The 21,337-nt window shown below is 38.7% G+C and carries 23 protein-coding genes and 1 riboswitch; of the genes, 15 read left to right on the forward strand and 8 right to left on the reverse strand.

Annotation, left to right across the window (positions count from 1 at the left end):
• Window positions 1–2: 2 nt before the first annotated feature.
• The 8 genes from CD001_RS11050 (at window position 3) to CD001_RS11085 (ending at window position 6,357) form a co-directional block, all read left to right on the forward strand.
• Entirely contained in the window at window positions 3–401 is a 399-nt protein-coding gene (locus CD001_RS11050) for a VOC family protein (RefSeq protein ID WP_096187796.1), read from the forward strand.
• Between the two features lie 11 nt (window positions 402–412).
• Complete coding sequence (locus CD001_RS11055) at window positions 413–796, forward strand: HIT family protein (protein WP_096187797.1); 384 nt, start codon at window positions 413–415, stop codon at window positions 794–796.
• Between the two features lie 10 nt (window positions 797–806).
• Entirely contained in the window at window positions 807–1,658 is an 852-nt protein-coding gene (locus CD001_RS11060) for a hypothetical protein (RefSeq protein WP_096187799.1), read from the forward strand.
• On the forward strand, window positions 1,655–2,062 hold the full coding sequence (locus CD001_RS11065) for a VOC family protein (protein ID WP_096187801.1): 408 nt from the start codon (window positions 1,655–1,657) through the stop codon (window positions 2,060–2,062). The genes CD001_RS11060 and CD001_RS11065 overlap by 4 nt, the downstream gene beginning before the upstream one ends.
• A gap of 215 nt (window positions 2,063–2,277) precedes the next feature.
• Window positions 2,278–2,403: riboswitch (SAM riboswitch) on the forward strand.
• A 187-nt stretch (window positions 2,404–2,590) separates the two neighbouring features.
• Entirely contained in the window at window positions 2,591–3,619 is a 1,029-nt protein-coding gene (locus tag CD001_RS11070) for a methionine ABC transporter ATP-binding protein (RefSeq protein ID WP_096187802.1), read from the forward strand.
• A complete protein-coding gene (locus CD001_RS11075; RefSeq protein ID WP_096187803.1) occupies window positions 3,609–4,271 on the forward strand; it encodes a methionine ABC transporter permease in 663 nt (220 codons plus the stop codon). The genes CD001_RS11070 and CD001_RS11075 overlap by 11 nt, the downstream gene beginning before the upstream one ends.
• Before the next feature lie 43 nt (window positions 4,272–4,314).
• Window positions 4,315–5,133, forward strand: coding sequence for a MetQ/NlpA family ABC transporter substrate-binding protein (locus CD001_RS11080; RefSeq protein ID WP_096187804.1), 819 nt, complete (start codon window positions 4,315–4,317; stop codon window positions 5,131–5,133).
• A 27-nt stretch (window positions 5,134–5,160) separates the two neighbouring features.
• The gene (locus tag CD001_RS11085) at window positions 5,161–6,357 is read left to right on the forward strand and encodes a M20 family metallopeptidase (RefSeq protein WP_096187805.1); all 1,197 of its coding nucleotides are present in this window, start codon (window positions 5,161–5,163) and stop codon (window positions 6,355–6,357) included.
• 215 nt (window positions 6,358–6,572) lie between these two features.
• On the opposite strand, the gene CD001_RS11090 is transcribed toward CD001_RS11085, so the two are convergent.
• Both CD001_RS11090 and CD001_RS11095 read right to left on the reverse strand, forming a co-directional pair.
• Entirely contained in the window at window positions 6,573–7,043 is a 471-nt protein-coding gene (locus CD001_RS11090; protein ID WP_096187806.1) for a hypothetical protein, read from the reverse strand.
• A 20-nt stretch (window positions 7,044–7,063) separates the two neighbouring features.
• Window positions 7,064–7,684 (reverse strand): hypothetical protein, encoded by a 621-nt coding sequence (locus tag CD001_RS11095; protein WP_096187807.1) that lies wholly within the window; start codon window positions 7,682–7,684, stop codon window positions 7,064–7,066.
• 347 nt (window positions 7,685–8,031) lie between these two features.
• On the opposite strand from CD001_RS11095, the gene CD001_RS11100 reads away from it, so the two are divergent.
• Both CD001_RS11100 and CD001_RS11105 read left to right on the forward strand, forming a co-directional pair.
• Window positions 8,032–8,655, forward strand: a complete 624-nt coding sequence (locus CD001_RS11100; protein ID WP_179298705.1) for an alpha/beta hydrolase — start codon at window positions 8,032–8,034, stop codon at window positions 8,653–8,655.
• A gap of 2 nt (window positions 8,656–8,657) precedes the next feature.
• On the forward strand, window positions 8,658–9,260 hold the full coding sequence (locus CD001_RS11105; protein WP_096187808.1) for a flavin reductase family protein: 603 nt from the start codon (window positions 8,658–8,660) through the stop codon (window positions 9,258–9,260).
• A 136-nt stretch (window positions 9,261–9,396) separates the two neighbouring features.
• Here the strand turns inward: CD001_RS11105 and CD001_RS11110 are convergent.
• Window positions 9,397–10,738, reverse strand: a protein-coding gene (locus tag CD001_RS11110; protein WP_407081103.1) for an IS1182 family transposase whose coding sequence is annotated in 2 segments (ribosomal slippage) — window positions 9,397–10,153 and window positions 10,152–10,738 — 1,344 coding nt in all. Because the reading frame shifts where the segments join, the coding sequence is not laid out codon by codon here.
• A gap of 87 nt (window positions 10,739–10,825) precedes the next feature.
• Window positions 10,826–11,137: a hypothetical protein gene (locus CD001_RS25990; RefSeq protein WP_142303577.1), complete on the reverse strand. Its 312-nt coding sequence runs from the start codon at window positions 11,135–11,137 to the stop codon at window positions 10,826–10,828.
• 280 nt (window positions 11,138–11,417) lie between these two features.
• Here CD001_RS25990 and argC point away from each other — a divergent pair, with 280 nt between their 5' ends.
• The 4 genes from argC to CD001_RS11130 are packed head-to-tail and all read left to right on the forward strand — an operon-like array spanning window position 11,418 to window position 15,668.
• Complete coding sequence (argC, locus tag CD001_RS11115) at window positions 11,418–12,455, forward strand: N-acetyl-gamma-glutamyl-phosphate reductase (protein WP_096187809.1); 1,038 nt, start codon at window positions 11,418–11,420, stop codon at window positions 12,453–12,455.
• Between the two features lie 16 nt (window positions 12,456–12,471).
• Window positions 12,472–13,704: a bifunctional ornithine acetyltransferase/N-acetylglutamate synthase gene (argJ, locus tag CD001_RS11120; RefSeq protein ID WP_407081104.1), complete on the forward strand. Its 1,233-nt coding sequence runs from the start codon at window positions 12,472–12,474 to the stop codon at window positions 13,702–13,704.
• Window positions 13,705–13,725: 21 nt separating this feature from the next.
• Complete coding sequence (gene argB / locus CD001_RS11125) at window positions 13,726–14,511, forward strand: acetylglutamate kinase (RefSeq protein ID WP_096187811.1); 786 nt, start codon at window positions 13,726–13,728, stop codon at window positions 14,509–14,511.
• Between the two features lie 20 nt (window positions 14,512–14,531).
• Window positions 14,532–15,668: an acetylornithine transaminase gene (locus CD001_RS11130; RefSeq protein WP_096187812.1), complete on the forward strand. Its 1,137-nt coding sequence runs from the start codon at window positions 14,532–14,534 to the stop codon at window positions 15,666–15,668.
• Between the two features lie 159 nt (window positions 15,669–15,827).
• Here the strand turns inward: CD001_RS11130 and CD001_RS11135 are convergent, their stop codons facing one another.
• The 4 genes from CD001_RS11135 to CD001_RS11150 form a co-directional block, all read right to left on the reverse strand.
• Entirely contained in the window at window positions 15,828–16,556 is a 729-nt protein-coding gene (locus CD001_RS11135; RefSeq protein WP_096187813.1) for a MerR family transcriptional regulator, read from the reverse strand.
• Between the two features lie 44 nt (window positions 16,557–16,600).
• Window positions 16,601–17,452, reverse strand: a complete 852-nt coding sequence (locus tag CD001_RS11140; RefSeq protein WP_096187814.1) for an Hsp33 family molecular chaperone HslO — start codon at window positions 17,450–17,452, stop codon at window positions 16,601–16,603.
• Between the two features lie 209 nt (window positions 17,453–17,661).
• The gene (locus tag CD001_RS11145) at window positions 17,662–18,342 is read right to left on the reverse strand and encodes an SIMPL domain-containing protein (RefSeq protein WP_179298707.1); all 681 of its coding nucleotides are present in this window, start codon (window positions 18,340–18,342) and stop codon (window positions 17,662–17,664) included.
• A gap of 123 nt (window positions 18,343–18,465) precedes the next feature.
• Window positions 18,466–20,022 (reverse strand): ABC-F family ATP-binding cassette domain-containing protein, encoded by a 1,557-nt coding sequence (locus tag CD001_RS11150; protein WP_096187816.1) that lies wholly within the window; start codon window positions 20,020–20,022, stop codon window positions 18,466–18,468.
• Window positions 20,023–20,189: 167 nt separating this feature from the next.
• On the opposite strand from CD001_RS11150, the gene CD001_RS11155 reads away from it, so the two are divergent.
• On the forward strand, window positions 20,190–21,329 hold the full coding sequence (locus CD001_RS11155) for a DEAD/DEAH box helicase (RefSeq protein WP_096187817.1): 1,140 nt from the start codon (window positions 20,190–20,192) through the stop codon (window positions 21,327–21,329).
• Window positions 21,330–21,337: the final 8 nt, after the last annotated feature.

Raw genomic sequence — 21,337 nt, forward strand, 5'->3', positions numbered from 1 at the left:
AAATGGAACTGACACATACGAGATTGTTAGTGAAAGATTATAAGGCTTGTTTAACGTTTTACAGAGATACGTTACAGTTTGAGCTTGATTGGGGTGACGAAAACACAAATTATTGCCAGTTTAAAGTTGGTAGTCATTTGTTAGCGCTTTTTGACAGAAACATGATGGCTGCTTCTGTAAGGAAGAGTGAATTACCGCTTGAGGTTGAGCAGATGGACCGTATTGCGTTAATCTTTCGCGTGGATGACGTAGATACGAAAGCAAATGAATTAAAAGAAAAGGGAATAACGTTTGATATGCACCCGGTAAATCGACCGGAATGGGGAATTCGAGTTGCACATTTTAGAGATCCAGATGGAAATTTAATCGAGATTAACGAGCCGATAGAATTTACTGGATAGGAGAGAGCCATATGGATCATTGCCTTTTCTGTTATTATGACCAGTTTCCGGGGCAAAAAGTCGTATTTGAAAATAAGTACGTCTTATTTTTACAAAAGCCGCAAGAGGTATTAATTGGATCAGGTTTAATTATTCCTCGAGCACATCGTGAAACGGTGTTTGACTTAACTCAAGAAGAATGGAATGCAACGTATGTGATGCTTCAGCAAGTGAAGACGTACCTTGACGATGAAAATTCACCAGATGGTTATAACGTTGGTTGGAACTGTAAGGAAGTTGGCGGCCAGTCAATTCCACATGCACATTTGCATGTCATCCCACGTTATAAAGATGAACCATATGCTGGAAAAGGATTGCGTTATTGGTTGAAAAGTAGTGAAAACAAGCGGGGGTAAGGGGGCTCGTATGGATTTAAAGAAGAGGGATGAGCAATTGCCTGCTGAACGTGAAAAGTTGATATTGGCAATTGAAGCCAATATTACTCCAGATGAAAATATTTTGTCCGTCTTTTACGGTGGATCAATAGGCGCGGGAAATACAGATCTCTATTCTGATATTGATGTACGAATAGTTGTGAAAGAAGATGTATATGAACAATATGTGTTATCGAAACAAAGTCGGGCAAGGAACTGGGGAGATGTCTTATTTTTTGAAGATTTTCCTGGGACTACGTATACAGTTGCCCATTATGATTGCTTTGTTAAAGTCGATTGTTTTTATTATCGCGCAGTAGATTTGAAGCCTTCAGTCTGGCTGAAAGACATTAAGATCGTTAAAGACACGGATCAGATAATGACAGTTGTAGCGGAGGAGTCAAAAAAGCTTTCTTTTAACTTAACAAAGGAAGACGTAGAGGTGTGGCGGACAAAATTTTTCGCCTATATCCATGAAGTGTATCGCCGTGTGAAACGTGGTGAAATATATTATGCTTTGAGCTGTTTAGATCATCTTCGTTTTTCACTGACTTCAGGGTGGTATATGGAGAAAGGGATTCAACCGAATTCTTTCGGTGATTGGGCAAAAATTGAAGGTCCACGCAGCTACTTAAATGACTGGCAGCAATCATTGCTGAAAGAATGGGAAGGTAGCCTGCAGCCTGATCATATTATGCATGTTATGAAACAGATGATTCCTGAGTTTATTCGTGTTCATAAAGTGTTGTGTGAAAAAGTTAGCTTGATTGAAGATCGTCAAAGGGTTGATAACATTTTAGGAAAAGTGTTTCAGGCTCTAAATAAAGGAGAAGATTGGCAATGACAGTAGGTGGGCTTCATCACATTGAGTTTTACGTTTCAGATTTAGAAAGATCATTGGATTTTTGGGGTTGGTTCTTAAGCGAATTGGATTATAAAATATTTCAAGAGTGGGAAGAAGGCCGAAGCTGGAAGAAGGAAAACATGTACATTGTGCTTGTTCAAGCTGATGAAAGGTTTCTAGACATCCCTTACCATCGGCGGCGCGTTGGTTTAAATCATTTGGCCTTCCATGCCCAATCACGTAAACATGTCGATGAAATGACAGAAAGCCTAAAGAAAAGAGGTGTTACGATTTTGTATACTGATCAACACCCTTACGCAGGAGGAACAGAACATTATGCGGTTTACTTCGAAGACCCAGACAGAATGAAAGTTGAACTAGTTGCACCAATATTGAATTTATAGAATATGGAAACGTTATTTTTCTGAACAACTGTTAATACATATTTCAGAAAAAATGAGATAAATTTCGCGACGCTAAGTTTATTAATATAACAACTTTGGTTCCGCTTTCAAAAGAAATAGAGATTAATATTTTTGAAAACTCAGTATTGACTTATATTTTTAACGGGTGTAAGATACCACTTATCAACAAAACAACAATTGTTACATAAATAATCTTCTTATCAAGAGAGACAGAGGGACATGGCCTGATGAAGTCTCGGCAGCGGGTTTTTGAACACGAATCTTGTTCAGATACACTGTGCCAATTCCTGCAAGCTTATTAAAAGCTTGAGAGATGAGAAGAGTGCGTTTGCATACATAAATTGCAAGCCCCTCTTCTTTATCTTTAAGAAGAGGGGCTTTTCCTATTCTAGGAAAACATTAACCTCTCACACAGAAATAAACACAAATTCTAGTAAAAATCAAGGAAGTTCACAAAATTGTCGGGGACCTGGTACCTGACAATTGAAAGGGGTTTGAAGGGACATCATGATTACGTTTGAGAATGTGAGTAAAGTTTTTGGTGATGGTGAAGAAGGGATAGCAGCTGTAAAAGATGTGTCCTTAAAGGTAAATAAAGGAGATATTTATGGGGTCATTGGTTTTAGTGGTGCTGGTAAAAGTACACTTGTAAGATGTGTCAACCTTTTGGAACGTCCTACTTCTGGACGTGTTCTCGTAAACGGTCAGAATATGACTGATTTGTCAGCTCAACAATTACGGGATGCGAGGAAAAAAATAGGGATGGTCTTTCAGCATTTTAATCTCTGTGAGTCTAAAACTGTTTTTAATAATGTCGCGATTCCACTTAAACTTTCAAAAGTAGCGAAAGAAGAAGTCAAACAGCGGGTGGATGAACTACTTGAATTTGTCGGTTTATCTGATAAAGCGACACAATATCCTGATCAACTATCTGGCGGACAAAAGCAACGTGTCGGAATTGCAAGGGCATTGGCAACTTCTCCTGAAGTATTGCTGTGTGATGAGGCAACTTCTGCACTCGATCCACAAACGACAGAGTCGATATTACATCTTATAAAAAAAGTGAATCGTGAATTAAATATTACAGTCTTGATGATCACTCATGAAATGAACGTTATACGTCAAGTTTGTAATAAAGTGGCAGTCATGGAAAATGGGGAATTGATTGAAGAGGGCTCCGTATTCGATGTTTTCTCGAAACCGCAAGCAAAAACAACGAAAAACTTTGTCAATTCAGTGATGCAAGATGATATTCCGAAGTCGATCCTGAATTTACTGGACGCTGGTAATCAAGAGAGACCTTTATACAGGATTTTGTTTGAGGGGCATCTTGCAGGGAAACCTATTTTATCACAAGTTGCTCGCAAATATGAGCTTGATGTAAACGTTCTTCATGGACAAATTACCGAGCTTCAAGAAAAACCATTTGGGAACTTAATCGTTCAATTCGATGGTCCTGATGTGAATGTAAAACAAGCAGTTGAATATATAAGTGAGAACTTAATCATCAAGGAGGTAGACAGACATGCAAGTTGAATGGAGCACGTTTTGGGTGCGAGTCTGGGAAGCGACTGTTGAAACGTTGGCAATGACAGGTTTTTCGTTATTGTTTGCAGCCTTGATCGGCCTACCGTTAGGGATCGCATTAGTTGTAACAAGACCAGGAGGATTATTTGAAAATAAACCTTTTTTTCAAGTAACAAATACGGTTGTCAATATCGTCAGATCTGTTCCATTTATTATTTTAATGGTAGCAATCATTCCGTTTACACGATTCATCGTCGGAACATCAATTGGAACAGCGGCTGCTGTCGTACCTCTCGTCGTATTTGCCGCACCATTTATTGCCAGACTCGTGGAGAGCAGTTTGTTAGAAGTTTCGGCAGGAATCATTGAAGCTGCTGAAGCGATGGGGGCTACACCTTGGCAAGTAATTTTTCGCTTTATGGTACCAGAAGCATTAAGCTCACTCGTATTAAATTTCACAATTGCAACGATTGGAATTGTCGGTGCTTCAGCGATGGCGGGGGCTGTCGGTGGAGGTGGACTCGGGAACTTGGCGATCGCATATGGATATCAACGATTCCAAGGAGACGTCATGCTCGTGACGGTTATCGTTCTAATTGTCATGGTTCAAGGTATACAAATGTTCGGCAACAAGCTATCTCAGGTGATCCGAAGACACTAATAAATGTCACACATACTATTACGAAAAAGGGAGAGAAAATTCAATGAAAAAAATCGTATCAGCAATTACAAGCATCATTGCATTATCCACTTTATTAACTGCATGCGGCGGGGATGAAGACACCATTACAGTCGGTGTTAACGGCTCAGGCATTCCAGTTTGGGAGTATATAGCTGATAAAGTAGAAAACGAAGGAATTACGATCGATATTATGGAATTTGATGATTACGTCCGACCGAATATGGCGTTAGCAGATGGGGAAATTGATATCAATGCATTCCAAACGATTTCATACTTTGAAAATTTTATTAACGAGCATAGTTTAGATTTAGTACCAATTGCATCAACATACTTAGCACCAATGGGGATGTATTCTGAAAAACACCCTTCTCCAAACGAAATTCCTGAAGGTGGCCAGGTTGCTGTACCGCAGGAAGAAACGAACCAAGGGCGAGCATTGTTGTTGTTAGAAGCGGCAGAGTTAATTGAGTTAGAAGAAGGATTTGATGGAGTTGGTGGTGCAGAAAATATCGTTTCAAACCCACTTAATTTAGAAATTGTAGAAGTTGTTGCGGCACAAACACCGAGAGTTTTACCTGATGTCGATGCATCGATTATTAATAATGGAGTTGCAGTAGAAGCAGGATTTACTCCAGTTCAAGATGCGATCTTCATAGAAGATGACACAGCAGAGCCGTATATTAACATTATAGCAACACAGTCTGGGCGTGAAGATGAAGAAGTATTACAAACGATTGTAGAGTTGTATCAAGAAGATGATACGATCGAATTTATTCGCGATACGTATAATGATTCACTCGTTCCAGTTTTTATAAGTGTCGATGAATTACAAGACTATTAATGAGATCACTCAAGAGGGGCTGGTTCAATGTCTACGGTAGAGGTTCAGTTAAGAGATGTCGTCATAGACAGTGTCGAAAAAAACAAAGAGACGTATCTTGAAACGAGTCATGCGATCCATGCACGTCCGGAAATTGGCAATGAGGAATATTTTGCACAAGAAACGCTCACTGCTTTATTAAAAAAAGAGGGCTTTACCGTTGAACAAGGAGTTGCTGGCCATGAAACTTCCTTTATCGCATCGTTCGATTCAAATAAAGAAGGTCCTCATATATGCTTTTTAGCAGAATATGATGCTTTACCTGGCTTCGGTCATGCGTGCGGACATAACATTATCGGTACAGCAAGTACTGCTGCAGGGATTGCATTGAAAAACATCCTTCAAAAAACTGGAGGCATGATTACGATATTTGGTACTCCTGCTGAAGAGGGTGGACCAAATGGAAGTGCAAAAGGCAGTTTCGTAAAACATCGATATTTCGATCAAGTCGATGCAGCGTTAATGATCCATCCATACAACAAAAATACGAGAACAGGGGAATCTCTTGCAGTCGATCCGCTAGACTTTGAATTCCATGGCCAAGCTGCTCATGCAGCAGCTTCTCCAGAGGATGGGATCAATGCGTTAGACGGAGTCATTCAGCTTTTTAACGGGGTGAATGCTCTTCGTCAACATGTGACGGACGATGTTCGAATTCATGGGATTATTACTCACGGTGGTGATGCACCGAACATTGTACCTGAGTATGCGAAAGCACGTTTTTATATACGTGCTGCGACGAGGGAAGCGTGTAATGAAGTGACAGCTAAAGTGAAAAAAATTGCCGAAGGGGCAGCACTTGCGACCGGAACATCACATCGAGTCATAAAAATTCAAAATGAGGTAGATAACTTCCAATTAAATGACCGGTTCGACGAGCTATTTCAAGAACAGTGGGAAAGTCTAGGAGAATCGTTTGATCCAATAAATACGAAAGGACTAGGCTCAACGGATGCAGGAAACGTTAGCCAAGTTGTGCCAACGATTCATCCGTTCATAAAAATCGGTGCTGAAGATCTTGTCGTCCATACGGATGCATTTCGTGAAGCTGCCAAGTCAAAGCAAGGTGATCAAGCCTTAATTCAAGGGGCAAAAGGACTCGCATTAACAGGACTTGAGCTGTTAACGAATCGTGATGTACTTGAGGAAATTAAAGAGGAATTCAAGCGTAAAAAAGATAGATAGGAAACAAGGAGAAGGTCTCATATTATATGACCTTCTCTTAAGATAAGAAAGTATAAAATTTCAATCTCTTGATTGCTGTCTAGACTTCAGGCGCCATCGGCTCGAGGTCGCTTCGCCCCGCCATTTGAAGTCTAAGTTCGAACTTCTTCATGTCGGGACTCCAGCGCTTTTCGCCGATAGGCGGGCGCCTTGCGCTTTTCTAATTCAACGATCAATTATTCAAGTAACTCAATAATATCATCTACGATTGAAAGGTGAATGGTTGCCAAAATGATGAATGAGATAAGGGAGACAATAAAACCAAGTCGTTTCTTATACTTTTGCCTCTTCGTATTCTTTTCATTGGTATTTTCTGAACGTTCACCTCTTTGCCAACTGAACCAACGTTCAACACTGATCAACAAAATGGAAACAAATGTTAAAGCTGAAGTTCTTAAGCTATCAATTTTATTTAATAGCAAATGTACATCGAAAGTTTGATCAGCATCACCTGTTGACGTATTGAAAAGATAAACGTTATCCTGAAACATCCCTTCATAGACATATACTTTAGTTTCATCGATGAAATCGTATGTAAAACTTTTCGGATAAAAGCCTGTCCAAGCAGCATAAAAAAGAAAACTCGCGATGATTAAAAAACGGATTAGGTCAATAAAGTTACGTTTATCTGAAAAAAGTTTCTTCAACTACGCGATCCTCCAGTTTCCTATTCATGATCTTCTGATATTTGAATATAGAACACGAGTGTTCTTACACTATCATCTAGTAACCTTTGAAAATCGTCATCATCTTGGTAATCATACATGTGCCATGTATTCCCAGCATAGCGATAAACAGCGAGCCTTTTTGCTTCTCCAACTTCAAGGCCGACATTTTCAGATGCGATCGCATAATCTCCGCCAAAACTTGTGTATTCAACCTCTTCTCGGGTGTTAAGTGGTTCTGAACCGGCAAAACTCGCCCCCGTACCATATAATAGGATAGATGCGTTATCATTATGGGGATTTAATATAGCAAATCCAATATTCCCTTCGGCGATCTCATCTACACTTTTACCATAAGTAAGGCTTCCTACCTCTTCTTGTTTCTCTCCCTCAATATACTCATCAACCGTTAAGGTGACCCAGTGAGTATCGGCATCGTTCAATACAAGATGAAAGTTAAAGATGTCACCTAAGTTAAGTTTTTCAAAGGTAGTCGTGTAATAAGAATCTTCATATGCACGAACATAGCCGATATAATCGTTTTCTTCATTTTGTTCGTCAATAAATATTGCTGAAAAAATAAGAACAAGAAATAAACTAGCAACCATGAAATCATTTTTCATTTCTATACTCACCCTTTCCATTAACAACGTAATCATAACATAAATTACCAATAAATTGGTTGTTCTCTTTATAGTGGATACGGGATGAGCTATACTCATAAAGTAAGACATATGTTTTGAATGAGTAGATCCAAAAAGATAAAATATAATTACTTACTTTTTGAAAGTCAAGTAGAGCAGGATTTGAGAGGATAAAGAAGGCCACTTTAGAAAGTCATCATGTCACAGATATTGTTGAAACCCGCATAAAAAGACGCTTATGCAACGGTGATAATGAAACGAGTGATTGCCTTAATACTTGAAATGAAATCTGTATTAGCTGTTCATGTACTGAAAGGAGAAATGAAATGATGAATCATATTTTTAAAGAAGGAAAAGAAGGCAATGAGAATACATTATTATTATTACACGGAACAGGTGGCGACGAGCAAGATTTGCTTCCACTTCGTGATATGATTGATCCAGATGCAGCTGTGTTAAGTGTAAGAGGGAACGTGAGTGAAAATGGGATGAATCGGTTTTTTCGCAGATTAGCTGAAGGGGTGTTTGATGAGGAGGATTTAATTTTCCGTACGAAAGAATTGAATGAATTTATTGATCAGGCAGCGAAGGACTATCGTTTTGATAGAAAACAAGTCATTGCTGTTGGTTATTCAAATGGTGCCAACATTGCTGGCAGTCTTCTTTATCACTATGATAAAAGTTTAAGAGGAGCGATTTTACTGCATCCGATGGTGCCACGCCGCGGAATAGAACTACCTAACTTAGAAGGGACGCCAGTGTTCATCGGAGCTGGGGCAAATGATCCAATTTGTGCTCCTGAAGAGACGAAGGAGCTAGATAAGATGCTTTCCGATGCAGGAGCAAAAGTCGAAGTATTTTGGGCACACCAAGGTCACCAATTAACACGTGAAGAGCTCGACCATGCTAGAAACTGGTATGACAACAATGTGAAAGGAGCGAATAAATAACGATGCATTCTGTTGATCCGAATTCATTCAGTAAAAAGAAGAATTACGGTTTATTAACAGCAACAATTGCACCAAGACCAATAGCGTTTGTAACGTCTATGTCGAAAGAGGGGGTGCTTAATGCTGCCCCTTTCAGTTACTTTAATGTGATTTCAGCTGAGCCCCCTTTAATTTCAATTTCGATTGGCAGACGCGGAGAGATAGCCAAAGATACCGCCCGAAACATTTTAACTTTGGAGGAATTTGTTGTTCACGTGACAGACGAATCAAATGTCGAATCAGTTAATCAAACGGCTGAAAGTTTAGGACCGGACGAAAGTGAAGTCGAGAAGGTAGGCTTAACCCCAGTAGAAAGTGAAAAAATCGAGGTTCCTGGTTTAAAGGAAGCGGCTGTCCGTTTTGAATGTAAATTAGAAAAGCACCTCGTTTTTTCTGAAGGAGAAACGTCAACCGATTTTATTATTGGCCGTATCGTCCACTATCATTTTTCAGACTCTATCTATAAAGATGGCCGCATTGATACGTCCGCGTTAAAACCTGTAGGACGGCTAGGTGGTACAGATTATACAAAATTAGGAGAAATCTTTTCCTTGAAGCGACCATAATGAGAAAAAGAACTTGCCCGGCAAGTTCTCAGATTGTCGAGAAACCCACACTTTTTGAGAAGTGCGGGTTTCTCTTTATTATTTTCGTCAGAAGAATTTGCTCACCCCTACGGTGAAGAATGGCCGAAACCACCTCTTAGCTCGCTGAGAGGTGGTTTGCGATCTTTTTTATGTTCTGTGCTGCCGCTGTCATCAACGCTTGTTCTGATGCGCCCTTTAAGCTGTGTAACCGGGAGTAGCGAAGTCCGTGGAGCTGTTTGGCATCCGCGAAGCTTCGCTCAATGGTTTCTTTTCTTTTTTTATAGAGGAATTTCCCTGTTGCGGAAAGTCTATGCTCTCTCACTTTTTCCTTACTGTCTTCCCATACATGCCTTGTGAGAACTTTTTTATGATTTTTGGCTTTCGTACATTGGTTAAGCAGGGGACAGTTTACACATTCTGCAGGGTTTGAATGGTATTGACGATAGCCTTCGCGGTTCGTTGTAGCGTAAGATAAGGTGCTACCATTAGGGCATGTATAAGTATCCGTCTCTTTGTTATAGGTAAATTTCCACTTTGGCAAATACCCCTTTTTAGGTTTGAAGCGGCGATGTGCGATAACCCCCATAATATGGCGATCTTCTAACCCTTTACATAAGGGAATGGTTAAGTAGCCCGCGTCTAATCCGACAGCTTCCACATTGAAACCAAATGTCTTTATCTGACGGTCCAGTCGATTTAAATACGGCAGGGAATCATGGATATTTCCTGGTGTTAAATGAACATCAGTAATAATATTAAATTTCATGTCTGTTGTCCGATGGTCTAAATAAAAGAACCCTTCGGGCTTTCCATCCCTGAACATATAGCCGCTTTCTTTATCTGTCGTACTGACTTTAATCTCTTTTTCTTTTATCTCTTTCCGGTAAGGGCTTTTTTCCATGTGCTTTTCGATCCTCCTCAACCGCTTTATTTAGATCTTCTATGTACACGCGTGTTTCAACTTGAACCGTCTTCTTAGTGAATTTCCGCTTATTTGCGTTGGCTTTAAGGTGGGTAGAATCAGTAAATAAAGCTCTCCCGCCAACCATACGATGCTTCATAGCCAGAAGAACGGTCTCATCAAATATCTCTTGAAAAATGTCTGTTTCTTTAAACCGTTTATGCCGATTGAAGCTTATGGTGGAATGGTGAGGAACCGAATCAGTTAGACTTAATCCTAAAAACCATCGATAAGCAATATTTGTCTCAATTTCTTTTTCTAACTGTCTTTCAGATCGGATACCGTAAAGGTATCCAATAAACATCATTTTAAAAAGCATAACCGGATCAATTGGTGGGCGACCGTTATCTTCACTGTAGTAAGGTTTTACTTTGTCATATATGAAGGAAAAATCAATTGTGGCATCAATTTTTCTTAGTAAGTGGTCGTCTGGGACTAACTGATCGATAGAGACCATTTCGAGTTCAACTTGTTTTGCACGAATGGGGCGTAACACACGATCACCTCACGAGTGGTTTTATCTATATTATACTATATTTACCTGAATAATCAGATAAAACTGATGAAAAAATAACCATCATTTCTAAATAGGAAAAGATGGATGTTCTAGGTTGATTGAAGAACGAAAGGCGGCGACTCCAATCGGATCAGCGCAGTCAGAATTAGTTGAAGACAAGCCCCATGGAAAGCGTCCGCCGGGAGGGATGAGATCGTGAGATATCATACTTTTCTTTTTAAAAAAAGGCTGTTGAGAAAACTTTCTCAACAGCCTGAGAATTTGCCCGGCAAGTTCTTTTTTTAGTTCATTTTTTAAACGTCTGATGACATAGAATTCGTTATATCGAGAAAAAGAGCTGATCTCGTGGCGTTTGAGGACAACAGGTTTGCTATTCACTGTAAATCATCTGAATTCGTCTTCCTTTTTGTATGATAAAAGGATCTCCTGTCCTTTAAAACGTAATAGTAAGCCTCTTTGATCGAAATACAGAACTGGTGTCCAACAATCGAGAGGTTGTTCCATCCCCACTATATTCAGCAGTAATAAACGAATTGTCTTCAAATTTCTGAAAAAAACATAAAAAAGAATAAAAATTCAGTTGAATTTATTAATATTCATACTTATAATATAACACAACATATCATTACTTAGTTAATGTTAAGAGGAGGAGAGGAGTTTGCGAGCAGCTATTGTCGGTGCAACCGGATATGGAGGAGCGGAGTTAATTCGATTATTATACAACCACCCTGAGGTCGAATTAAGTTCAATTCATTCTTCATCACAAAAAGGAACGTCAATTATTGAGAGCTATCCACATTTATATGATCTTGAGAGTAAGGCTCTCGAAGAAATTGATCCTGTTTTAATGAAACAAAAAGCTGATGTTGTCTTTCTTTCAACACCACCTGGTATTTCAGCAAAGATAACCCCATTGTTACTTGAACAAGGGTTAAGTGTAATTGATTTGTCAGGAGATCTCCGGCTAAAAGATCCGGAACAATATAAAAAATGGTATCATCTCAAACCGGCGGATGACGAAATAATTATGCAATCGGTATACGGGTTATCTGAATGGGCGCGTCACCAATTAAAAGGTGCTCAGCTCATATCGAATCCTGGATGTTATCCAACAGCTTCCCTGCTAGGGTTAGGTCCAGTGATCAATGAAAAGGTAATCGAAACAAACTCGATCATTATCGATGCAAAATCCGGTGTATCCGGTGCAGGAAGATCACCGATGCCGATTAGTCATTTCAGTGAAATGACTAATAATTTTAAAATTTATAAAGTAAATGAGCATAAACATATTCCAGAAATTGAACAGACTCTTCAACAGTGGGATGAGGAGGTTACACGAGTAACAGTAAGTACTCATTTAGTTCCGATGACAAGAGGAATAATGACAACGATATACGCGAATGCAAAAGAGCCGATGACTGAAAAACAATTGCGTGACCTGTATATGGAAGTATACTCACGCTCTCCTTTTGTCAGGGTTCGTGAAGAAGGGGTATACCCTGCGACAAAGGAAGTACATGGCACAAATTATTGTGATATTGGGATCACATTTGATGAGCGGACAGGAAGAATCACGATTGTTTCTGTTATTGATAATTTAATGAAAGGGGCAGCTGGGCAGGCTATACAGAACTTAAACTTGGCAATGGGGATAGATGAGACGGCTGGGTTACAATATATCCCGATATATCCGTAAAGAAAGGAGATTCATTGTGAGCATAAAAAGCAGTGATGAAAAAATCATACATGTTAAAGAAGGAACAATTACTGAGCCAAAAGGGTTTCGAGCAGCAGGCATATACACCGGGGTAAAAAGAAAACGGCTTGATTTAGGAATGATTTTTTGTGATGTTCCAGCAAGCAGTGCGGCAGTATATACATTAAATAAAGTGCAAGCTGCTCCGCTGAAAGTAACGAAAGAAAGCATAGCGAAAGAAGGAAAACTTAGTGCTGTTGTTGTGAACAGCGGTAATGCAAATGCATGCACTGGAAAAAAGGGGTTAGAAGATGCATATGAAATGCGAAAACTTACTGCTGAAACATTTTCTGTTCCTGAAAATCAAGTGGCAGTTTCTTCGACCGGTGTAATCGGAGAATATTTACAAATGGACAAAATAACAAAAGGGATAAGTCAATTATCTCCACTTTCATCTCCAGATGGAGCGGATCAGTTTAGTGAATCGATTTTAACGACAGATACATTGAAAAAACATGCTTGTTATCAAGTCATGATCGATGGTGTGGAGGTTACAATCGCAGGTGTTGCAAAGGGATCGGGAATGATCCACCCAAACATGGCAACGATGCTTGCCTTTATAACGACAGATGCAAAGATCGAACCAGAAATACTTCAGCATGCCCTTGCTGGAGTGACCGATGAAAGCTTCAATCAGATCACTGTTGATGGGGATACATCTACAAATGATATGGTTGTTGCTATGGCGAGCGGCTTAGCAGAAAACAAAACATTAACAAAGGATCATCCTGATTGGAGTCAATTTATACTTGCTTTAAAGACAACGTGTGAAGATTTAGCTAAAAAAATAGCACGTGATGGGGAAGGTGCTACCAAACTTATTGAAGCAAATGTAATTGGTGCAAAATCGAATAAAGAAGCTAGTATGGTTGCAAAACAGATAGTTGGTTCAGACCTCGTAAAGTCTGCCATTTATGGCACAGATGCTAATTGGGGACGGATAATTTGTGCGGTCGGGTACAGTGGTGCGGACATTGACTCAGAATCAATTGATATTATGATTGGTCCTATTAAAGTTTTAGAAAACAGTCGTCCGCTTAATTTTTCAGAGGAATTAGCAAAAAGATATTTACAAAATGAATACATTACAATTTACGTAAATTGTAATGTTGGCGATGGATTCAGTAAAGCATGGGGATGTGATTTAACCTATGACTATGTGCGAATAAATGCTGGATACCGTACTTAGTAGGAGGGAGACGGGGAAATAATGAACGATATTATTGTTGTGAAATGCGGTGGAAGCACAATTGACCACCTTTCCAAAAGTTTTTTTCAAAGTATTAAAGATTTAAAGGATTCAGGAAAATCGCCGATTATTGTTCATGGTGGTGGACCAGAAATAAATAAAATGCTTCAGACGTTACATGTCGAAAGTCATTTTATAAATGGACTGCGCAAAACGACAAAAGAAGTGTTAGAAACGGCAGAAATGGTTTTATGCGGAAAAGTAAATAAAAAGCTTGTGACGGAGTTTCATAAAGTTGGGTTAAATGCAATTGGCTTATCTGGATGTGATGGCAAACTTTTGGAAGTAGTGCCTGTTAATATTGAGAAACTTGGTTTTGTTGGTGAGGTTGCAAATATGAATACAGAGTTGCTGCAGCAACTTGTCCAAAGTCATTTTACACCTATAATCGCGCCAATAGGTATCGGTAACGACGGTGAACGCTATAATATTAATGCAGATAGTGCGGCAGCAGCAGTCGCAACAACATTAGGAGCGAAAGAGTTGCTGTTCGTCACCGATGTACCTGGAATATTACGCCATGAACGTTTATTAGAAAGAGTAACAACAGAAGAAGTAAAAGAATTAATCGATAATGGGACGATAAGTGGCGGTATGATCCCGAAAGTTTTAGCTGCTATGAAAAGTCTCAAAGGTAATATTGAATCGGTCAAAATTATGAACGGGCAAGGGAATCATTTAATAAAAAATGGGTCAATGATCGGAACAATGATTGTAAAAGGCTCTACACCAAAACACGTAATATAATAAGTAAGGTGGTTTTATGAATGAGTGCACTATTTCCAACATATGCAAGATGGAACATTTCGATTGAAGAGGCAAAAGGAGCGGTACTTATTGATAAAAAGGGGCAAAAGTATTTAGATTTTGCTTCTGGTATTGGCACATGCAACTTAGGCCATTGTCATGAACGAGTGACGGAGGCGCTGAAGGCTCAAACTGAAAAAGTGTGGCACGTCTCTAACATGTTCGAAATTGAAGGGCAAGAGCGTGTGGCAAAGTTGCTTACGACGTTTTCAGATGGAGAACTTGTTTTCTTTTGTAATAGCGGTGCTGAAGCCAATGAGGCGGCGATTAAACTAGCTAGAAAACAGACTGGAAAAACAAAGATTATTAGTTTTAAACAATCTTTTCATGGAAGGACATTTGCAAGCATGTCTGCAACAGGGCAAGAGAAGATTCATAAAGGCTATGGACCTTTACTCGATGAGTTCCTTTATTTACCCTATAATGATGTATTATCGTGTGAAGAAGAGATTGATGAATCGGTTGCTGCTGTTATGCTTGAAGTGGTTCAAGGGGAAGGAGGCATAATCCCCGGTGAGAAGCACTTTATAAAAGAAGTAGCAGATTTATGCAAAGAGAAAGAAATTCTCTTGATCATAGATGAGGTGCAAACAGGGATAGGGCGTACAGGTAATCCTTTTGCTTATCAACATTATGAGATCTCACCTGATATCATTACAGTTGCAAAAGGACTAGGGAATGGTTTTCCTGTTGGTGCACTAATAGGGAAAGCGGAGCTCAAAGATACGTTCGGTCCTGGAAGTCACGGCACAACATTTGGCGGAAATCCATTAGCGATGGCCGCTGCTGAAGCAACATTATCGACAGTTTTTAACGATGGATTTTTAGGTGAAGTTGTGGAAAAAGGGAAGTATTTATTCGAGAAATTAAATGATGTGCTGAGTGAGAGTGATTTTGTAAAAGAGGTTCGAGGTATCGGTCTTATGATTGGCATTGAATGCAAAGGCGATGTGTCCAAAGTTTTAGCGAATTTACGCGAACGAGGAATGGTTGCACTGAATGCGGGTCCGAGAGTGATAAGGTTGCTGCCGCCATTGGTCGTAACGTATGAGCAAATCGATGAAGCTGTAGCACGATTGGAGGCAGAACTCGTTTAGTACATTATTTTATTAGAGGGTGTCCAACAGTCTGGGAAAAATAGCTTTCGTATCTCTTCGCTAAAACTCAAAACATTTTCGTCGCCTTAATCTACTTGGCTCTTTTTTGAACACACACTATTAGTTGGAAGAGGGATGAAAGCTACCTCTTTCAACTTTTCATAATCGGTTTAGTGCTCCCATAATATATTGGTATAATTTGGTATCCATTCCGGATTGCAATTCATTATTAGGATTTTCAGCATGGAACTTTTCTGCTTGTCTTTGTATTTCTTGATCATTCTTTGTGTAGGAATAAACGATATCACTCCATTGTATAGCCAATTCTTGGACCTTTTTGTTTTCAGGAGAGGTACCTTTTTCTAATTCCTCACGTATCTGTTTCACAAGAAATTTGAATTCTTTTTCATCTTCTTCTAACCTTTCTTGATCAATATGATCATAATTTTTTTTCATCAAATCTAATTGTTGTTTTGAAAAGTATTTTTCTTGATTCATTTTCATGGCACTCAATAATTTAGTTAACTCCTCTAAAGACATCTTTTCTTTATCATGAGTGGCCTTATAGGCAAATTCTAATTCATTGAGTAAGTTTTCTTGTATCTGTATTTCTTTTTTTACACGCTTTATTTGGGTTGCTAGAATCTCTGCAGCACAATTTCTTTCTTTATCCTTCACGATTAACTTGATATCTTCTAAAGACATACCAATTTGTTTTAAAGATAAAATCTGCTGTAAAATAGTTAAATCTGATTTTGTATAAAGGCGATGACCAGACTCTGTATATTTAGACGGAGAAAATAATTGTATTTGATCGTAATATCTTAACGTTCTAATTGTTAACCCGGTTAACGAAGCAAGTTCTCCTACTTTCCAGTATTGTTTCATACAAATTAAGGCCCTTTCTATTTATTTTAGTCGATTTCCTTTTTTCAAAGGAGGTTTTGTAATTCATTTTGTTCAAAGGTAAATGTTCTTCCGCAAATTTGACAAACTGTATTTATTGGTTCTTTGTTATTGATAGCTTGTTCGATTTCGTCCTTCTCCAAAGAATGAAGCATCCCATAAAGCATTTCTTTTGAACATCCGCAGAAAAATTGGACAGGACTATGTCCTAGTATTTTAACATCATTAAAGTGATTCCTAATGTTACTTTTTATATTACTCTCACCATTGAATAGTTGGTTTGAAAGGATTTTGTCTTTTATCTTTTGCATTAATTGATGTTGTGCATTTGGAAGCAGTTGAGCAAAAACAGCCTGACTGAATAATAGGCAGCCGTCCTCACCAAATTTCATGTTCGCATTTAAAAAGGTTGGAGTTTGCTCACTTTGGACAAAGTAATGGGAGATATCATCAACAATATTTCCGTAAGGCATATTCGTAATTCCGGTAAATTGATTCATCTCTGACCCTTTTATTATCCGGATTTTTCCTTTATGGCCAATAAGGTCATTCAACGATTTTGGATTTACTTCATCAAAAGAAGCCTTCGATAGATTCTCATTGATATAACCACGTACATTTCCTTGTGCATCTGCATCAGCAAAAATTTTATATTTTGGATTACTCAGTGTGATTTGCAGACTGATTCTTTGGTTTCCTTTTAATGTTCCTGAAATGATGCTCATTACTGATAAAGTTTTCCCTAATGCTAGTTTAAGCACGGTGTTAGCTTCTTTGTTCAAATTAAGAATTTCATTAATTAATTTTGTATTGTCAACAACAAGCAAGCGAACTTGACTTTCGTTTATTAGTGATTTCATTACGACATTTTCCATCATTATTTCCCTTTCTTTATTAAATGATTGTACTGTTCATCTTAAAACATTACGTTACGTAATGTTCAAGAGGAAACAATGATGATAATTATGAAAACAAAAAAATAGTAGTTTGTTTTAAGACTATGATGAAACAAGGGACGTATGCAGCAGCAAGTTTTTTTAAGAAAAGAAGAGATGAAACGTACTATTGTCCCTTATTTCATATGCTATTAAAATGAATACGTTAATTTAACTCTTGCTTTTATTTGCAGTGTTCCTGGCTGGATTGGTGCTGCTTCTGCTTGTGCAAGTAAAGTTGGTTGAAAGGGACGGACGATATCATCTTCTTTAAGTTCATCAATCTTTTTCGGAGTAGGATCTAAGGAAAGGTTCTGTTCATCAGCGATGACATTCGCTTTATTTTCTGCAGAGCGAATGGCAAGTCGGAGGGCTTCGGAATATTTCTCACTAGGGTCCGACAGAGAAAATTGAATATTCGAGACTGAGTTTGCACCATTAGCAATGGCCGTATCGACGACGAGTCCCGTTTGCTCGATATTCTCAATAGTTATTTGGAGCTGATGGTTCACTCGGTACCCTCGAAATACTTGTTGTCCATCAATATAGTCATATTGCATATCAACGCGGTAGGCCACGGTTTGGATGTTTTCTTCGGGAATTCCGAGCTGAAGAAGTGCTGAAATAACGTTTGCGGACGTCGTTGAATTTTCTTCCTGTGTTTCTTGTAATGTTTCCCCGTCTGAGATAATTCCAACCGTAATATTAGCCTCATCAGGCTGTGCGGATACGACACCCTCACCATAAACGACGATTGTCTGTCCTTGTTTGTTCGTTCGTGCAGTGATACGAGGATCTGGTTGAGTATGGTGAAACTGCGGCTGAAAAAACATGTTCGAACACCTTCCTTTTACATGAATTATATGGATTGAATAGTCCATATATATTCAAAAAAAAGCCGCAATAACCAATATTATTATTGTTATTACGACTTTATTTATAATGATCTCATATTCTTAGAAGACTTTTGTTGTCCATGTTTCGCCGTTCCAGACGTCGGTAGTAACATCTTCATAAAACTCGGGTTCATGGCTAATTAAAAGAATACTTCCTTTATATTCTTTTAATGCTCGTTTTAGCTCTTCCTTTGCCTCAACATCGAGATGGTTAGTCGGTTCATCAAGCACGAGTAAGTTTGTTTCTGAATTGATCAGTTTACAAAGTCGAACTTTTGCTTTTTCCCCGCCGCTCAATACTTCAACTTTACTTTCGATATGTTTCGTCATCAGACCACACTTCGCTAAAGAGGCACGGACTTCGTATTGAGAAAAATGAGGGAAAGCGTCCCATACTTCTTCAATACATGTATTGTTGGACTTGTTCTTTATTTCTTGTTCAAAATAGCCAATCTCAAGAAAATCTCCTTGCTCGACTGAACCGTTTAACGGTTTAATTTCCCCTAATAAGCTGCGTAATAGTGTCGTTTTTCCGATACCATTAGCACCAACGAGCGCAATTTTTTGTCCTCGCTCCATACTTAAATTAAGTGGTCTAGATAAAGGTTCATCATAGCCAATGACGAGGTCTTTCGTTTGAAAAATATACTTGCCAGGTGTACGTGCTGTTTTAAAATGGAATTCTGGCTTCGGTTTTTCTTTCGTTAGCTCTATTTTCTCCATTTTATCTAGCTTTTTTTGTCGTGACATCGCCATGTTTCGAGTAGCGACCCTCGCTTTATTTCGCGCAACGAAATCTTCTAAGTCAGCAATCTCTTTTTGCTGTTTTTTATAAGCTGCTTCGATTTGCTGCTTCTTTACTTCATATACATGTTTAAAATGTTCGTAATCGCCGACATATCGATTAAGCTCTTGATTTTCCATATGATAAATCAGATTGATGACACTGTTCAAAAATGGAATGTCGTGAGAAATCAATATAAATGCATTTTCGTATTCTTGAAGGTAGCGTTTGAGCCATTCAATATGTTGCTCATCAAGATAATTCGTCGGTTCGTCTAAAAGTAAAATATCAGGTTTTTCGAGTAAAAGCTTTGCTAACAATATTTTTGTACGTTGACCGCCACTTAAATCGTTGACATCACGATCTAGTCCGATTTCATCAAGGCCAAGTCCTCGCGCAACTTCTTCAACTTTTGCATCAATCGTATAAAAATCGTTGTTTGTCAGTAAGTCTTGAATCGTTCCGACTTCCTCAAGTAATGCTTCCATTTCTTCGGGTGTCGCTTCTCCCATTTTTTCATACATGTTGTTCATATCTCTTTCCATTTCATATAAGTATTGAAAAGCATCCTTGAGAACATCTCGGATCGATTGGCCTTTTTCTAAGACAGTATGCTGGTCAAGAAAGCCGATACGGACATTTTTTGCCCATTCAATTTTTCCTTCATCAGGCTCAAGCTGGCGTGTAATGATATTCATAAAGGTTGATTTTCCTTCGCCGTTGGCGCCGATTAAACCAATATGTTCCCCTTTTAAAAGTCTGAATGATATGTCATGAAAGATCGCCCGATCACCAAAACCGTGGCTTAAATTTTTTACAGTTAAAATACTCATAATATCGCACCTTTTAAATAAAAATTTGGTTTTGTAGCACATAATACGCTACACTCAATCTATAATAAAAATCAAAAGAAAACGAAACTCCATATTTATCCAGGTGCCTGGCACCTGGATAAATATGGGTTTCCTTTCGGTATGATCTGAATGAAGAGGGGTTTGTTATGAATAATCGTACATGGACTATGATACAGAGTTTTACGTCGTTTTTACAAGAGGCATGGGAAAAATCTCAGTTTTCTCAACCTACTGCTGTACAGGAACAGGCTGTCACTGTGATTCATGAGGGGAAAGATGTGGTGGTTGAAGCACCGACTGGTTCTGGAAAGACGCTCGCCTATTTGCTTCCATTATTACATAATGTGGATCCACAAGTGAAAAATACGCAAGTTGTCATCGTTGCTCCTTCTAAAGAACTTTCAATGCAAATCGTAGATGAGGTGAGAAAATGGTCTGAAGGTTCCGAGATTCAAACGGCATCTTTTGTCGGTGGAGCGAATATAAAACGTCAGCTTGATCGTTTAAAGAAAAAACCGCAAGTAGTAGTTGGTACTCCAGGGAGACTGGTTGAGCTTGTACAAATGAAAAAGCTTAAGATGCATGAAGTAAAAACGATTGTGCTAGATGAAGGGGATCAACTGTTATCAACTGAGCACGACAAGGAAATCGACAGTCTTATAAAGACAACATTAAAGGACCGGCAAATCCTTGTCGTTTCAGCAACGTTGCCGCAAGAAATTGAAAAAAAAGCTGTTGAGCGAATGAACAATCCAGAAATTATTCGCATTGAGAGAAAAGATGATGAATTAATAAATATGAAGCATCATTACATTGTTTGTGAGAAGAGAGAGAAAATTGAACAGCTGAAAAAAATTATTAATATGCGAAACGTAAAGGCACTCGCTTTTTCGAATGATATTGACTTATTACATGAATTTGCCGACAAACTGGAATATAAAGGGCATAAAGTTGGAGTGCTTCATAGTGAAGTGACAAAACAGGAGCGTGAATCAGCCATTAAACAGTTTCGCTCAGGGAAAGTACCAGTGCTCCTATCAACTGATGTTGCTTCCCGTGGCTTGGATATTCAAGATCTTACTCACGTTATTCTTTTGGACGTTCCTCGAGAGGGTAAGCAATATATTCATCGAGCAGGTCGGACAGGACGAGCCGGTAGCAGTGGCGTTGTCATAACGATAGTGTCAGGGATTGAGGAAAAATGGCTCAGTAACCTTGCCAAAGATTTAAATATTGAAATAGTGAAGAAGCGGTTCTTTAAAGGTGAATTAGTCGATATCGAATAGTGACAGTC

The organism is Evansella halocellulosilytica (genome assembly GCF_002335745.1).
Taxonomy (GTDB): Bacteria; Bacillota; Bacilli; order Bacillales; family Salisediminibacteriaceae; genus Bacillus_CA; species Bacillus_CA halocellulosilytica.